The organism is Anoxybacillus suryakundensis, from assembly GCF_001418025.1.
GTDB lineage: Bacteria > Bacillota > Bacilli > Bacillales > Anoxybacillaceae > Anoxybacillus > Anoxybacillus tengchongensis.
In genome coordinates this window covers 1-15,629 of sequence record NZ_LIOK01000022.1, presented here as the reverse complement: position 1 = coordinate 15,629, position 15,629 = coordinate 1, and the positions used below count along the sequence as shown (strand labels likewise).

The window sequence follows — 15,629 nt, the reverse complement described above, 5'->3', positions numbered from 1 at the left end:
TCCCTTTTATTTTTGTTTTCTACTTTTTACATATAAAGCAACAAAAAATAAACTAAAAAATAATACCGTGAGCCATGGTAATACATGAAGCGGAATATGAATACGCTCCCCAAGAAACTTGCCTACAAATATAAATAAACAAACCCAGAACGCCGCTCCGAGAAACGACAAAAAGAGAAATGGAAAAAACGGAAAACGAACAACTCCAGCCATATACGGAGATAATTGACGAATACCGGGAACAAAATAGCCAAAAGGAATAACCAACAAAGCACGTTTTCGAAAGTGACGATACACATAACGATAACGACGACGATGGAATCCAATAAAATGTCCGTATTTGAACAATAGTGGTGAACCGAATGTATAGCCAGCAATATAGGCGACAACCATGCCAACAGTTGCGCCAGAAATCGCGAAAAATAAACTTTTTAATAAATGTAATTGGTCGTGTGAAATAAAAATGCCAATGAAAAACAGAAGCGACTCTTCCGGCGCAGGAATACCAACAATGCCGAAAAATAAAGAAAGAAATAACACAATATAACCGTGAGATTGAATATATGTTAACACGCTGTTCGCTTCCACTTTCCCATTCCCCTTTACTCCTCATTGAGGTTTACCCATTTTACATTCACATGTTGAAATAGTCGTTCTAGCGCTTGTAGCATATTTGCGGGCGCATGTTCATCAGCTCCAAATGTTGAACCACTATCATGCAACACGATGATCGCTCCATCTTCTATACTGTTCCTTAATCGTTCATAAAGGCGATCTACACCTAATGTAGCATTCCAATCACCAAGAATATATGTCCACATCACGATTTTATACTTTTTTTGCATGAACAACGTCCATATGTTTATATGTCCCCATGGCGGACGGTAGTATACGGGGCGAACGCCTGTGATTTGCTCAATGATACGCGCCGATCGATGAAGCTCCCATTCCGCTACAAATGGGGGCAGAAACCAATTGCTCGTATGATAATAATGATGTAAACCGATCGTATGTCCCTCTTCTTTCATTCTTTTAATAAGATGTGGATATTTTTTTGCTTTCCATCCAACAACAAAAAACGTTGCTTTTACGTTATATTTTTTCAATAAATCAAGCAACTGAGGCGTATACATCGGATCTGGTCCATCATCAAACGTTATTGCTACACCGCTTTTCACTCTTTTTTGTATACGAAACGAAAAAATACGGATGAACGATGTCGGCAATATACTATAAATAAAAAATAGTGCAATCAACCATATGTACGTCAAATGTCAAACCCCTTTCTTGATTATACAAAAAGAAGCCGTGCGGGTGAAATTTCTCGTTTCTATCAACAACGCTCGTCTTACATTTTTCTCATTCGACAAAAATGCTGTCGATTTCCGGGGAAATTTCCCGAAAAAAAGGCGATGTCACAATCCATCGCCCTCATTGTACCATATGTGTTGACAGCTACACAGGGTAAACCCCATGTTTTCGTTCAGAAAATACAACATATTTCGACATGTATGCATCTAAACGATGAATAAGCTCGGAACGTAACTCATTTGGTGCAATAATACCATCGACAACCATCTCGGAAGCGAGGCGATAAATATCGATGTCTTTTCGATATTCTTCACGTTTTTGTTCAATAAATGCAGCGCGTTCTTCTTCTGGCAGTTCAGCAATTTTATTCGCATACACCGCATTCACGGCGGCTTCCGGTCCCATGACGGCAATTTGTGCATGTGGGAAAGCTAAGCAACAATCCGGCTCAAACGCTGGACCTGCCATCGCATATAATCCTGCTCCGTACGCTTTCCGTACAATGATTGATATTTTCGGAACGGTCGCTTCTGACATCGCCGAAATCATCTTTGCACCGTGACGAATAATACCTGCACGTTCGACTTTCGTGCCGATCATAAAGCCAGGGATGTCTGCTAAAAAGATAAGCGGAATGTGGAATGCATCGCAAAGTGTAATAAATTTCGCCGCTTTATCTGCGGAATCATGGAATAATACGCCGCCTTTCATGCGAGGCTGATTCGCAATAATTCCAATCGGTTGTCCGTTTATACGGGCAAGACCTGTAATTAACTCAGGGGCAAATAATTTTTTGATTTCACAAAATGAGTCTTCATCAATGACACGATCAATTAAATCATACATATTGAACGGTGCATTTTGGTTTTGTGGAATAATCTCTTCAATCGTTTTCTGAAACGATTTCGGTTCTTTCGGCTCAGCCACTGGCGGTTTTTCACTGAAATTCGATGGAAAGTACGATAAATATTTGCGAGCAAACGCAATTGCCTCTTCTTCCGTTTTCACAAGCACGTCACCGCAACCTGAAACCGAGCAATGCATGCGCGCACCGCCCATCTCTTCAAGTGTCACTTTCTCACCAATCACCATTTCAGCCATGCGCGGAGAACCAAGATACATCGAAGCGTTTCCTTCGACCATAATAACGATATCACAAAAAGCCGGAATATATGCGCCACCCGCTGCTGACGGTCCGAACAACAAACAAATTTGCGGCACTTTTCCAGACAGTTTCACTTGATTATAAAAAATGCGTCCCGCCCCACGACGCCCTGGAAACATTTCAATTTGATCAGTGATGCGGGCACCTGCCGAATCCACCAGGTATAAAATCGGGCAACGTAATTTATCTGCTGTTTCTTGAATACGAATAATTTTTTCTACCGTTCTTGCTCCCCATGAACCTGCTTTGACGGTCGAGTCATTTGCCATGACGCATACCGTTTGTCCGTTAATTTTCCCGACCCCTGTCACGACACCATCTGCCGGCAGTCCGTCCGCTAAACAGTTGGCAAAAAAGGCATCTTCAAACTGCAAACCATCATCAAATAACAGTTTCAAGCGATCGCGCACAAACAATTTTCCTTGCTTAGCATTTTTTTCATGGTATTTGCGCGCGCCTCCTTGTTCAATTTGTTTTCGTTTTTGTTGTAGTTGTTCAACAAGCGATAATTGTTCGTTTGAAATCATGTTCCTTACTCCCCTTTATACACCGGTTTTCGTTTTTCTTTGAACGCTTGTAACCCTTCTCGCCGGTCATTTGTATGAATCGTTCGTTCGTATGCCATTTGTTCAATCACAAGCCCTGTATGCATATCGACTTGCATTCCATGATTAATCGATGCTTTTGCTTGTGCAACGGCAATCGGAGCGTTATTGGCGATTGTTGTCGCTATCGCAAACGCTTCATCTAACAATTGTTCAGTAGAAACGACGCGCTCGACTAAACCAATTCGCTCCGCTTCCTGAGCAGAAATGCGTTTTGCGGTATAAATCATCTCCTTCGCCCGACCGATGCCGATCAGTCGCGGGAGGCGTTGCGTTCCTCCTGCGCCCGGAATGATGCCAAGCGATGTTTCTGTCAGTCCCATTGTGGCATGTTCAGCAGCTATGCGAATGTCACATGCGAGCGCCAATTCAAGCCCGCCACCGAATGCTCCTCCGTTTAATGCACAAATGACGGGCTGAGGCAGTTGTTCAAATCCGTTAATCGTTTCGCGAATGAGCGCGACTGTTTGACGTACTTGCGTTTCGTCCATTTTTGCCCGCTCTTTTAAATCGGCTCCAGCACAAAATGTTTTTTGCCCGGCTCCTGTGACGATGACTGCACGCACATTTCGATTTAACTTGAGCTCCGCTTGAATGCGCTGCAATTCGTTTAACATTTTTAGCGAAAGGGCGTTTGCGGCATCTGGGCGATTCAACGTGACAATCGCCACTCCCGCATCAATTGTGGAATAAAGTACAGCCTCCATCATCGTGTATTCCCCCTTACAACGTGTAAATGGTGGCTCGTGAGCGGACGGCCAATTTTTTCTTCAATCCATTGCGCTGCTTCTGTTAACGGCTCAAGTTGAACACCACAATCGATGCCCATTTGGGTAAGCATATATACTAAATCGTCTGTCGCTAAATTGCCAGATGCCCCTGGAGCATATGGGCAGCCACCTAGCCCTCCAAGCGAGCTATCAAAAATCGTCATCCCCATCTGCAAAGAAGCGAACACATTGGCAAGCGCCATGCCGCGCGTATTATGAAAATGAAGCGCCATCTTCTCAGCTGGAAACCGTTTCAATAACTGTTCTAACGTTCGTTGGACTTGGATCGGGTTAGCGACACCGATCGTATCACCGAGCGACAGCTCATCAATGCCAAACTCAAATAGCCGGTCAGAGACAGCGATCACACGCTCGACGCTTATTTCTCCTTCATATGGGCAACCGAACACCGTTGACACGTAGCCACGTACCGTTTTGTTGGCTCGCTTCGCTTCATCAATGACTTCTTTTAACACCGGATACGTTTCTTCAATCGATTTATTAATATTTTTTCGATTGTGCGTTTCACTTGCCGAAAGAAATACGGCAACTTCATCGATATTAGCTGCTAAAGCGCCTTCTAATCCTTTTTTGTTCGGCACAAGTGCAGCGTATGTCACACCTTCTACACGCTCAATGCGGGAAGCGACTTCGTATGCATCGGCAAGCTGTGGAATCCATTTTGGATGGACAAACGATGTCACTTCAATATATGACAATCCTGTTTTTGAGAGCTGATTAATCCACGCAATTTTATCTTCTGTTTGAATAAATACCGGTTCGTTTTGCAATCCATCACGCGGGCCGACTTCTTTCACCGTTACGCGCATACATGTCCCCCTATTCGATTTCAAGTAATACGTCCCCTTCGTTTACGAAATCGCCTTCTTGCACACGAATCGCTTTGACGACTCCTCCCACTTCGGCAGCGATAGGAATTTCCATTTTCATAGATTCTAAAATAACAACATCTTGTCCTTCTTCCACAACATCCCCAACTTGAACAACAATTTTCCATACGTTTCCTGCCATCAATGCGACAACTTCATGCATGTTTTTTGCCTCCTTTTTTGTTTATATGCGTAGTCACAAAGTTCGTTGTCGTATGTCCTTGTTGAAATGCTTCATGTGTCAATACATTGATTAACATCGGAATGTTCGTTTTAATTCCTTCAATTTTATATTCATGTAAAGCCGCAATCATGTTTGCGATGGCTGTTTGCCGATCGCTTCCTTTAACGATGCATTTTGCAATCATCGGATCGTAAAAAGGAGTGACGACTGATCCGCTTTGCACGGCAATTTCATGGCGCACATGTTCTCCTTTTGGCAGTTGTAAAGATGTAATCGTCCCTGGCGAAGGGAAAAATGTGTTTGGATCTTCAGCATAAATGCGCACTTCAATCGCATGTCCTTCTCGCTTCACTTCGGCTTGTGTAAAAGATAGCGTTTCCCCCGCTGCGATGCGCAATTGTTGCTCAACAATGTCAATGCCCGTAATTTCTTCTGTTACCGGATGCTCGACTTGCAAACGTGTATTCATTTCCAAAAAGTAAAAGTTTTTTTGCTCGTCTACGAGAAATTCGATCGTTCCTGCGTTCGTATATCCGATATGTTTTGCCGCTCGCACAGCTGCTTCCCCCATTTCCCGACGCGTCTTTTCATCTAAAAACGGTGAAGGGGCTTCTTCAATAACTTTTTGATGGCGGCGTTGAATGGAGCATTCTCTTTCCCATAAATACACGCAGTTTCCGTATGCATCAGCTAACAGTTGAATTTCAATATGGCGTGGATTGTCGATATATTTTTCAACATACATCGCCCCATCACCAAAAAAAGAGGATGCGCGGCTTTTATTTCCTTCAAATGCTTTCCGCAGTTGCTCTTCATCGTAAACAAGCTGCATGCCGATGCCTCCGCCCCCTGCGGACGCTTTTAACATAACAGGATAGCCAATCTCGCTTGCTACGTTTGCTGCCTCATCAACATCCGCAAGCGGAAAGGAGATGCCGGGCACAATCGGCACTCCAGCTTCCGCCATCGTCTGTCGCGCTTCAATTTTGCTCCCCATTTTCGCAATAACGTCCGGTTTTGGACCGATAAATACGATCCCTTCTTCTTCGCATCGCCGAGCAAATGTTGCATTCTCTGAAAGCAAGCCGTAACCTGGGTGAATGGCTTCCGCCTTCGTTTCTTTGGCGATGGAAATAATTTTTTCGATATTTAAATAACTCTCATTGACGCGCGCTTTTCCAACGACATACGCTTCATCCGCTTGCTTTACATGAAGCGAATCAGCATCAGCTTCCGAATAAATGGCAACTGTTTGAATGCCGAGTTTTTGGCATGTGCGAATGATGCGCAACGCAATTTCTCCTCGGTTAGCGATAAGCACTTTTGAAAACATTTTCTTCCCCCTTACACGTTCTTTTTCTGCTTTACTCGTTCGCGCGCCCATTCGCGCAATTTAAATTTTTGAATTTTTCCTGATGCGGTCATCGGATACGATGTTGTAAATTCGATATATCGCGGAATTTTATGGCGCGATATATGTCCTTCACAAAACGAACGAATGTCTTCTGCGGTCGCATGTTCCCCCTCTTTTAAAATGATCCACGCCATGACTTCTTCCCCATACGTTTCGTCTGGAACACCGACAACTTGCACATCAAGCACTTTCGGATGTTTATATAAAAACTCTTCAATTTCGCGCGGATAAATATTTTCTCCTCCGCGAATGATCATATCTTTTAACCTTCCTGTAATACGGCAGTAACCGTTTTCATCCATTACCGCTAAGTCGCCTGTATGCAACCATCCTTCTTCGTCAATTGCCTCGCGCGTTGCTGAAGGATTGTTGTAATATCCTTTCATCACATGATATCCGCGCGTACATAACTCTCCTTGCACACCAGGTGGCACTTCTTTATTTGTTGTTGGATCGACAATTTTCACTTCCACATGCGGAAGAGCGCGCCCGACTGTTTCCACCCGCAATTCAATTGGATCATCCGTACGTGTTTGTGTAATGACAGGGGAAGACTCTGTCTGTCCATACGCAATGGTAATTTCTTTTGCCCCCATCTTTTCGATGACTGCTTTCATCACTTCAATCGGGCAGTTCGATCCAGCCATAATGCCTGTGCGTAAAGAAGATAAATTATATGACGCAAAATCTGGATCGTTTAATTCAGCAATAAACATCGTTGGTACCCCATGAAGGGCTGTACATTTCTCGTCTTGCACCGTTTGTAGCACTTGTTTTGGATGGAATTGCTCAAGCGGTACCATCGTTGCACCAACCGTTACGCAAGCAAGCGTACCGAGAACGCAACCAAAACAATGAAAAAAAGGTACGGGAATACATAAACGATCTTCTTTTGTTAGCTTCATACATTCGGCAATGTAATACGCGTTATTGACAATGTTGTAATGTGTAAGCATGACGCCTTTTGGGAATCCTGTCGTTCCTGAGGTATATTGCATGTTAATAACATCGTGTGGATCGAGGGAGTTCATTCGGTCATCTAGTGCTGCGTCTTCGACATCTTCCGCCATGGCTAAGAGGTCATTCCATGAAAATGTTCCTGGATAACGTTGTTCACTTAATACGATGACGTTTCGTAGTTGTGGAAGTCGTTTCGCTTGTAGCTTTCCAGGTTCACAATAAGCAAGTTCAGGTGCAAGGCCGTACATCATATCAATATAAGAAGCATCACGATACTTTTCCATTAAAACAATTGTTGTTGCATCAGATTGCTTTAACAAATATTCTAATTCCGCTGTACGATAATTTGTATTTACTGTAACAAGCACAGCTCCCATTTTCCCTGTCGCAAACTGGCATGCCAGCCACTCCGGTTTATTTGTTGCCCAAACAGCAATATGTTCTCCCGCTTCAATGCCTAGTTTCATCAGCCCTTTCGCAACGAGGCGACAATAATCGTTAAATTGTCGATATGACCAGCGCAACTGACGGTCTGCGTACACAACTGCCTCATGATCGGGATGTGCCAAAGCCTTTTGCTCAAGCAATTGTCCAACTGTGATATGAAGCATACACTCACTCCTTTTTAGCATCCTAATTGACGGGCAATGACGAGCCGTTGAATTTCCGATGTCCCTTCACCAATTTCCATCAACTTCATATCGCGAAGATGACGTTCGACACCGTATTCTTTCATATACCCGTATCCACCGTGAATTTGAATCGCTTGATTGCAAATATGAAATCCTGTTTCAGAGGCAAATAATTTCGCAAACGCTGCCTCTTTCGTAAACGGTTTGCCTTGGTCTTTTAACCATGCTGCTTTGTACACCATATTGCGCGCAAGTTCAAGTTGCATCGCCATGTCGGCAAGTTTAAATTGAATGGCTTGAAACTTGGCGATCGGTTGACCGAACTGCTTCCGTTCTTTCGCATATTGAAGCGCCTTTTCAAATGCAGCTTGCGCGATTCCGACAGCTAATGCAGCAATAGATATGCGTCCGCCATCTAGCGTATATAAAAACTGCTTAAATCCTTTTTTCGGATCGCCTAATATATTTTCTTTTGGCACGCGCACATCTTGCAAAACAAGCTCGCACGTATTAGATGCGCGAACGCCCATTTTGTCATAATGGCAGTTAATCGTAAACCCCGGCGCATCTGTTGGAACGATAAAAGCGGAAATAATATTTTTTCCTCGTTCATCTTTACCGGTGACAGCGGTTACAATGACTTGCCGTGCATAGCCTGCATTTGTAATCCAACATTTTTCTCCGTTAATGACGTATTCATCGCCATCTAAAACGGCGCGCGTTTGCGTTCCCCCTGCGTCAGATCCTGCATTCGGTTCTGTCAATCCGAACGAACCGAACGTTTCACCTTTTGCCATCGGTACGAGCCATTTCTCTTTTTGTTCTTCTGTCCCGAAATAATAAATTGGGCTAGCACCGAGCGATACAGCCGCCGCATAACTTAACCCTGTTCCACCGCACGCTCGACCAATTTCTTCAACCGCAATCGCATACGAAATCGTATCTCCACCAGAGCCGCCATATTGTTCAGGGAAAGGAATGCCGAACAGACCGAGCTCGCCCATTTTTTTGAACGTCTCAATTGGAAAAATCGCATCCTCATCCCATTTCGACGCGTATGGGGCAATTTCCTTTTCCGCAAAATCACGAACCATTTCTTTAATCATTTGTTGTTCTTTCGTTAATTCAAAATGCATTTGCTTTTCCCCCTTTATAAAATGAAAGTATATGAAACCAACAAGCCTGTTTTTATTTCAAACCGACTAGTTGGTCTGTTTCCTTTACAACATCCGTCATTCGTCGCTTACATGCGACAAAAGAAATGACGAAATATCTTCATCACGCTTCGCTTCTTCTGTCAAAAGCGAATGTAAAATCAAGTCATTAAAAGCGACTGCGATTTGTTCAATAGACATTGGACCATCAGGCTTATACCATTTGTACATCCAGTTTACCATTCCGATAATTGACAAACCCGCCAATTCGATAGATATTTCTGAGCGAAATTCCTTTGCTTCAATACCTTCACGAAGCACTTGAAAAATAATTTGCTTATACCGTTCACGTTTTTCGTTAATTTTTTCAGCATATTCCGGCTTTAAATATGCCGCCTCTTGATTAAATACTGTAATGTGCGGTTTATATATATGAAAAACTCTCACAAACGAATGAATAATTGCACATAACCGCTTTGTTGGCGTCTTATATTTTACATATGCTTCTTGCGCTTTATTTAGCACATACGTAATAAATACATCGTGAATGTGGTAAAGCAACTCATCTTTTGATTTAAAGTTATGATAAAAGCCTCCTTTTGACGCTCCACATTCCGCAACAATTCGATCTACTGTCACCCCATGATACCCATACTTTTCAAACAATGTAAGCGCTGTTTCAATAATGCGCTCTTTTAATTGCTTTTCAACCATGCACATAATCTCCTTTTTGTTGTATTTTAACATAATATTTAGAAAAATTTAATAGTTTTTTATAACTCTATCAAATATATGTAACTATTCACCCCAGTGCTAGTGTATAAAAAAGCCCAGCACAAATAAGGCATCCTCGTGATAGAAAATGCCCTAGCTTGGTTGTTGTCAAAGAGAACATGCACTTCACGTAAGAAACGCAACGCTTCTTCCTTTCGTTTCTGAAGCCGTCGAACAAAAGCGAGTGCTTTTTTCGGAAGAGGCATCGTCGTTTCTAATCGGTGCTGTGCTTTCGCTAGGATGCGATCATACACTCGTTCCCATCGTTTCGCTTCTTCTTCGAAAAGCGCACCGTGATGAGCTTCGACGGCCTGTTTGGCGGCTAACAGAAACGTCGTCATGCGCGATGCCCATGTATGCCCTTGTTCGATGAAGCCTTTTCACTCACGCAAATGATGGGCGTGACAAAGGGCATGGGTGGCTTGCGTGTATTTTGGATACGTACCGAACCCATCGTGCATCATCGTCCCTTGATATCGCGGAAGAATCCCGATGTCATCGGTCGCTTTCTTTCCGCGAGAAACATGAGAAGCCAAGTACGTATATTTCGATGTACACGCGACATGCACCCATGCGAGTTTCCCATCCATGCGCAAACTCGTTTCATCGACATGCAGGATGTTGGATTCAAGTAAGGCGTCTTCGATCATGTCCATATTCGATTCTAGCGCTTCGCGTCCTCGTTTCACCATATTGGCAAGGGTTCCTGTACTGATTGGGTGTTGATATAATGCTTCGATCGTATCACTCAAACGTTTGTAAGGGATCAATTGGATATGGTGCAAATATACAGCGAGCGCCGTGAGCCGTGGACCATATTGCACATGATTCGTGACATAGGATGGGAATTCGGCTTGTTGAACACATCGGCAATGCGGACAGGATTTCACTTCACGTTCATGTTGTGTCACTTCGATCGTCACGGGAGGGAGATCGAACACTTGACGGACATCGACTTTGAACGGTTTGACTTCACGCAAAGAAGCCCCACATCCTTGACACGTGTTCACACGATGGACGATGCGATGATGTGGATGTTCCACTTGATGGAGCGTCGTTCCTTGATGCCCTTCTTGTCCGCCTGGTTTGTTGCCAGATGGCTTGCGAGAAGAATGGGTGTGAAAACGGTCAGAAGATGGGGGCAAATGGCTATTGGAGCTGTTTTTTTTCGTGCGTGCTTCCAGCTCTTGAACGCGATACTTGAGTTGTTCATTTTCTTTGCGTAACTGTTTGTTTTCGTGACGCAAATGTTCATTTTCTTGAACGAGTTGATGAATGAGCTGTTTCTGTTGTTGAACTTTGCTGATTAAGCTCTCAACTGTAAATACAGCTTGTTGTACCGTCAACATGCGATTCACCTCCTTGTCTATCAATATTCACATCATAGACAGGAAAAGCAAAAAATATTCAGCTCACTTGATCATGTGGCTGAATAGTTACAAATGTATAAATTGAAATAAAGGTTTTCTCCCGTTCCACGGCGAATAAATAATAGGGGAACGGAGAGAAAATACGATGCCAAATCATAAAGACGAGATCGAAAAGTTGTCCACTGCCATGAAAGAAGCAAAAAGTAAACGAACATATGAACGCTACCAAGCCATTTATCTTCATTTGCAGGGGATACACCAAAGGAGAAATCGCAACGATTATTGATCGATCCAAGAAAACTATTTATAACTATATTCATGCCTACGCCCAGCGCGGTCTTGATGGACTGGAGATGAAATACTCACCTGGCGCCCCACGTCGATTGAGCCCTAAACAGGAAAAAGAGCTGGCTTTGATCATTGAACATCAGCTCCCCGTAGATGTGGGATTCGAAGCAAAATATAATTGGACGCTTGCGATCATCGCTGAACTCATTCAACAAAAGTGGGGGCCAACGTACACGCTTCGTGGAACAAGTGAAATTCTGCATCGGTTAGGGCTAAGTTATACGAAACCGACCTACACACTAGCCAATGCCGATGAAGAGAAACAAAAAGAATTCATCGAAATCACCTTCCCAAAAGTAAAAAAAACTGTTAGATGGGAACATCGCCCATGTCCTCTTTCAAGATGAATCGATGATTCGTGATTACCAAGCGATTCAAAAAACACGGTTTGTCAAAGGAAAACAACGAATCATTCCGACGTTTAGAAAACATCGAGGGCTGAAGCTGATTGGCACGTTGAACCACGAAACAGGGAAAGTGTTTTGCATCGAAGAAGAACACCATGACGCGGAAACATTTCTTCGTTTTCTTCAACTTGTGTTAGAACGCTATCCTACAGGCAAAATGGTGATCATTTTAGATAACGCTCGAATTCACCATGCCAAACTCATTCAGCCATTTTTAAAAGAACACGAAGATCGGTTAGAGCTCGTCTTTTTGCCACCATACAGTCCGCAATTGAACTTGATTGAAGGGCTATGGAAATGGCTGAAATCAGACGTGATTTACAACGTGTTCTATTCGAGTGTGCAAGAAATTAGAAAAAATGTCCAAGCCCTTATGCAGCGAATCAACCAGAAACCAGAACGAACGATCGATCATTTGTGTGTTCAGTTGTAAATTTTTAATTCAACTTATATATTTTTAAAAAAATAACATAATATAATAAATTCGGAATAAAAAAATTGGGGGGATAGCTCCGAAATGTTAAAAAAAAATGAAGAAAAACTTGGGTAAAAAGTCGTTGTTAGTTGCAATGGCAGGTGCTTTAGGGTTAAATCTTGTCCCACTTTCAGCTGAAGCAGCACTAGAATATACAGTGTTAGGTGTTGGATCCTATGTCTCAAGTTCTTTAAGCGACTTAGATAATGGTGATGCTTATAAATTTCGTGATCGCTTAAGTGAAAAAAATTGGACAAGGACAGCTCAATGGTACGATTCAGCTGTTTATTATACTGATTTCACAAAGTATGGAAATGAATCCGATATTCTGTATTTTACAGGTCATGGAGGTTCTAGTGGAAATTTAGCGCTATCATACAGATATGTAGAGACTGGACTAAGGGACTTTGCTAATTGGTATCAAGTTGGTGGCGATATCAAAGGTACTGACCGCGCTTCAAATGAAGATGCAGAATGGATGATTTTTGCTGCTTGCGAAGCTCTGGATCAAGTATACTGGGGTAAACAACTTGCAAATGGTCTTCATCATATTTTTGGTTATCATGGTGTTTCAAACGATTATACAGATACCAAAATCATTGACAACTTTTTTAATAGAGCGCTTGGGGTAAATGGATATAGTGCATATACTTTATTTTCTGCTTGGATGCATGCAAATCGCACATATTCTGAATACGATTGGGCAATTATCGGCCACAACAATAACAAATATGATTACTTGCATAATGTTGGAAGCGGAGCTACGGCAGATGTAACAGGTACAAGCGACGTTTACCGTTGGAAAGGAACTGATCCTAACTCTATTATTGGTTATTACACAACAGAAAATATTAGTAGTTATTTAAAAACGGGCGATGAATTAACAACACCTACCGCACAAGAGGAATTAGATGAACTAAATAATGAGTACAGAGTAAAATTTAAAGTGAAGCCTGAAAAAATTAACTTAAAAATGATTCAATCAAATCTATTAGGTGAAAATTATACGGAATTTAATTATAAAGAAAATAAATCAAAAGTTTATAGTAGTCAAAATGGCACACTAGAAGTATATAATGACAACTCATTTGTGTATAGTCGACAAATCGAATTCGATCCAATTACTAAATCAAGTGATGAAGTATTAAAAGATATAAATGCTTTTATCGAGAAAAACGGCGGTTTGCGTTCAGATCTCAAATTAAAACATTTCCTACCAATAGTTGAACAAGATGATTTAGGAAATGATGTAATTGTAGGTTATACTGTTGTATTTGTTCAAAGTCTCGATGGAACATATTTAGATGGAGAAGCAGCAGAGGCAATCGTTGTTGGTTATGACAAAAATGGAGTTAACTTCTATAAACGGAACGTTAAAGAAGTTACACAAAAAATAAAAGTAAAGGATCTTTCAGTAAAAAAACTTGAAAAAGCTATGGAAACAGCAAAGAAAAAAGCGAATAGTCACTTTAAATTTGATGGAAATATTGATCCTGAATCCGTGACAAAACATCTTTACAATGATCACAAACCGTTGGTACGATAAGGGAAAACGAGGTTAACGACTTTTCATCAAATGGGTGAATGTCATGAAAGATTTTCCGATTCGGTTTGTGTTGACAGATGAAGCGATGACTCCAAGTGCTGGTCTTGCTCTCGTGGGCTACTTACTACACCAAACGAAACTGGATAAACGACTAAACGCGCTTCGGCTTCCAACCGTTCGTCGAGAAGTGCACATTTCCCATAGCGACGTCATTCGCTCGATGATCGGCTTGCTTGCCACAGGAAAAACGGATTTTGATCATATCGAAGCGTATCGTCAGGACGATATCTTTTCGACATCGATGGGGATTCAGCACGTGCCTTCCTCCCCAACCTTGCGACAGCGACTCGATCAGCTCGCTTGTCTTCCGATGACCGAAACGATTCTTTGGGAGGAGTCCATGCGTCTGTTGATTCAACGGCATGCCACCTTGTCCCCTTGTTGGACCAAAGGAAAGACGACATGGCTTCCCCTTGATATAGATGGCTCCCCATTTGACAACTCCGATACGAAAAAAGAAGGAGTGAGTCGAACGTATAAAGGATTTGACGGTTTTACGCCGTTGTTTGCGTATGCAGGGAAGGAAGGCTATATCGTTCATGCCGAGCTACGTCCAGGGAAACAACATGTACAAGACAACATGCCTTCGTTTTTAACTACCGCCATCCGTCGAGCTCGTCCACTGACCTCGTCTCGTCTGCTCATTCGCATGGATGCAGGAAACGATGCGGAAGCGAATGTGCATGTATGTCTAAAGGAAGACGTAGACTTTGTCATCAAGCGAAACTTACGCCGAGAATCGAAAGCGCTTTGGTTCCAGATCGCTTCGCAAAAGGGCAGACGCATCGATGATGGACAAACCGAAGGAGTACAAACGTATGAGCTATGTCTTCCGCAGAAGGCAGCGATCGATGGAAACACGTATACGTACGTTCAAGTCACCCAAGTGACGGAACGTACGATGGAACACAACGGACAGCTGATGCTCGTTCCTGATTACGAAGTCGAAAGCTACTGGGTGCGCCTCGAAGGATACGAGCATGTTCGAATGAGCGATGTGCTCGCGTTGTATCACGATCATGCGACATGCGAACAGTTTCATAGCGAACTAAAGAGCGACTTAGATTTAGAGCGACTTCCATCTGGGAAAATGAAAACAAATGCGCTCGTGTTGGTCATGGGAGCCTTCGTGTACAACCTTCTTCGCCTGATTGGACAAGATCTATTAAGCGATCCGAGACATCCGTTGCACCACAAAGTGAAACGCCGTCGCATCAAGACGATTATTCAGACGGTGATCACGATGGCAGGGCGACTCGTTCGTCGATCGCGGCAACTATGGATGAAGTTGACGCGAAGGAGTGGCTATAGCGAGCCCCTTCTGAACATGTACCTAAGATGGAGAGAAGGAGTATAACGAACGATTGTTCGTGATTCTGTACTCATCCTACCCCTCTGTCCTTTTTTGTTTTTTTCTTTGGTTTACATAACCAAAAAATATATTTGTTTCATTTCTGAGAGTGAAGATGACATCTGTTTTAAACATAAAAAGGGGAGTCTGGATCACAAATCCATAAAGCCAGCAACCAAATCAAAATCGATGTCAACCCATCACGGATTCAGG

General features: G+C 42.7%; 12 protein-coding genes and 2 pseudogenes. 3 read left to right on the top strand and 11 right to left on the bottom strand.

Annotated features, from left to right (window positions below):
* Nucleotides 1–6 precede the first annotated feature (6 nt).
* From ASC42_RS12105 to tnpC, 11 genes and pseudogenes are all read right to left on the bottom strand, one after another.
* The gene (locus ASC42_RS12105; RefSeq protein ID WP_055441964.1) at nt 7–588 is read right to left on the bottom strand and encodes a DedA family protein; all 582 of its coding nucleotides are present in this window, start codon (nt 586–588) and stop codon (nt 7–9) included.
* A gap of 14 nt (nt 589–602) precedes the next feature.
* Nucleotides 603–1,271 (bottom strand): polysaccharide deacetylase family protein, encoded by a 669-nt coding sequence (locus ASC42_RS12100; protein ID WP_055441963.1) that lies wholly within the window; start codon nt 1,269–1,271, stop codon nt 603–605.
* Between the two features lie 184 nt (nt 1,272–1,455).
* Entirely contained in the window at nt 1,456–3,003 is a 1,548-nt protein-coding gene (locus ASC42_RS12095; RefSeq protein WP_055441962.1) for an acyl-CoA carboxylase subunit beta, read from the bottom strand.
* Nucleotides 3,004–3,008: 5 nt separating this feature from the next.
* Nucleotides 3,009–3,791, bottom strand: a complete 783-nt coding sequence (locus ASC42_RS12090; RefSeq protein ID WP_055441961.1) for an enoyl-CoA hydratase — start codon at nt 3,789–3,791, stop codon at nt 3,009–3,011.
* Nucleotides 3,788–4,681 (bottom strand): hydroxymethylglutaryl-CoA lyase, encoded by an 894-nt coding sequence (locus tag ASC42_RS12085; RefSeq protein WP_055441960.1) that lies wholly within the window; start codon nt 4,679–4,681, stop codon nt 3,788–3,790. The genes ASC42_RS12090 and ASC42_RS12085 overlap by 4 nt, the downstream gene beginning before the upstream one ends.
* Nucleotides 4,682–4,691: 10 nt before the next feature.
* Nucleotides 4,692–4,904 (bottom strand): acetyl-CoA carboxylase biotin carboxyl carrier protein subunit, encoded by a 213-nt coding sequence (locus tag ASC42_RS12080; RefSeq protein ID WP_055441959.1) that lies wholly within the window; start codon nt 4,902–4,904, stop codon nt 4,692–4,694.
* A complete protein-coding gene (locus ASC42_RS12075) occupies nt 4,897–6,258 on the bottom strand; it encodes an acetyl-CoA carboxylase biotin carboxylase subunit (RefSeq protein WP_055441958.1) in 1,362 nt (453 codons plus the stop codon). The genes ASC42_RS12080 and ASC42_RS12075 overlap by 8 nt, the downstream gene beginning before the upstream one ends.
* Nucleotides 6,259–6,269: 11 nt before the next feature.
* Entirely contained in the window at nt 6,270–7,910 is a 1,641-nt protein-coding gene (locus tag ASC42_RS12070; RefSeq protein WP_055441957.1) for an AMP-binding protein, read from the bottom strand.
* Between the two features lie 14 nt (nt 7,911–7,924).
* Entirely contained in the window at nt 7,925–9,067 is a 1,143-nt protein-coding gene (locus tag ASC42_RS12065; RefSeq protein ID WP_055441956.1) for an acyl-CoA dehydrogenase, read from the bottom strand.
* A gap of 96 nt (nt 9,068–9,163) precedes the next feature.
* Nucleotides 9,164–9,799 carry a TetR/AcrR family transcriptional regulator gene (locus ASC42_RS12060; RefSeq protein WP_055441955.1) on the bottom strand — a complete coding sequence of 212 codons (636 nt, stop codon included), beginning with the start codon at nt 9,797–9,799 and terminating at the stop codon, nt 9,164–9,166.
* A gap of 59 nt (nt 9,800–9,858) precedes the next feature.
* Nucleotides 9,859–11,208, bottom strand: a pseudogene (gene tnpC / locus ASC42_RS12055) (IS66 family transposase).
* Nucleotides 11,209–11,374: 166 nt separating this feature from the next.
* Here tnpC and ASC42_RS13810 point away from each other — a divergent pair.
* The 3 genes and pseudogenes from ASC42_RS13810 to ASC42_RS12035 all read left to right on the top strand — a co-directional run bounded on the left by ASC42_RS13810 (nt 11,375) and on the right by ASC42_RS12035 (nt 15,422).
* A pseudogene (locus tag ASC42_RS13810) lies at nt 11,375–12,417 on the top strand (IS630 family transposase).
* 124 nt (nt 12,418–12,541) lie between these two features.
* The gene (locus ASC42_RS12040) at nt 12,542–14,005 is read left to right on the top strand and encodes a DUF6345 domain-containing protein (protein ID WP_141653530.1); all 1,464 of its coding nucleotides are present in this window, start codon (nt 12,542–12,544) and stop codon (nt 14,003–14,005) included.
* A gap of 43 nt (nt 14,006–14,048) precedes the next feature.
* Nucleotides 14,049–15,422, top strand: coding sequence for an IS1380 family transposase (locus ASC42_RS12035; RefSeq protein WP_055441199.1), 1,374 nt, complete (start codon nt 14,049–14,051; stop codon nt 15,420–15,422).
* Nucleotides 15,423–15,629 lie beyond the last annotated feature (207 nt).

What these genes read in the sequence shown, in the direction of transcription:
- ASC42_RS12035 (WP_055441199.1), top strand. Translation starts at nt 14,049, where the DNA reads ATGAAAGATTTTCCGATTCGGTTTGTGTTGACAGATGAAGCGATGACT.
- ASC42_RS12080 (WP_055441959.1), bottom strand. Translation starts at nt 4,904, where the DNA reads ATGCATGAAGTTGTCGCATTGATGGCAGGAAACGTATGGAAAATTGTT.
- ASC42_RS12090 (WP_055441961.1), bottom strand. Translation starts at nt 3,791, where the DNA reads ATGATGGAGGCTGTACTTTATTCCACAATTGATGCGGGAGTGGCGATT.
- ASC42_RS12065 (WP_055441956.1), bottom strand. Translation starts at nt 9,067, where the DNA reads ATGCATTTTGAATTAACGAAAGAACAACAAATGATTAAAGAAATGGTT.
- ASC42_RS12070 (WP_055441957.1), bottom strand. Translation starts at nt 7,910, where the DNA reads ATGCTTCATATCACAGTTGGACAATTGCTTGAGCAAAAGGCTTTGGCA.
- ASC42_RS12095 (WP_055441962.1), bottom strand. Translation starts at nt 3,003, where the DNA reads ATGATTTCAAACGAACAATTATCGCTTGTTGAACAACTACAACAAAAA.
- ASC42_RS12085 (WP_055441960.1), bottom strand. Translation starts at nt 4,681, where the DNA reads ATGCGCGTAACGGTGAAAGAAGTCGGCCCGCGTGATGGATTGCAAAAC.
- ASC42_RS12075 (WP_055441958.1), bottom strand. Translation starts at nt 6,258, where the DNA reads ATGTTTTCAAAAGTGCTTATCGCTAACCGAGGAGAAATTGCGTTGCGC.
- ASC42_RS12060 (WP_055441955.1), bottom strand. Translation starts at nt 9,799, where the DNA reads ATGGTTGAAAAGCAATTAAAAGAGCGCATTATTGAAACAGCGCTTACA.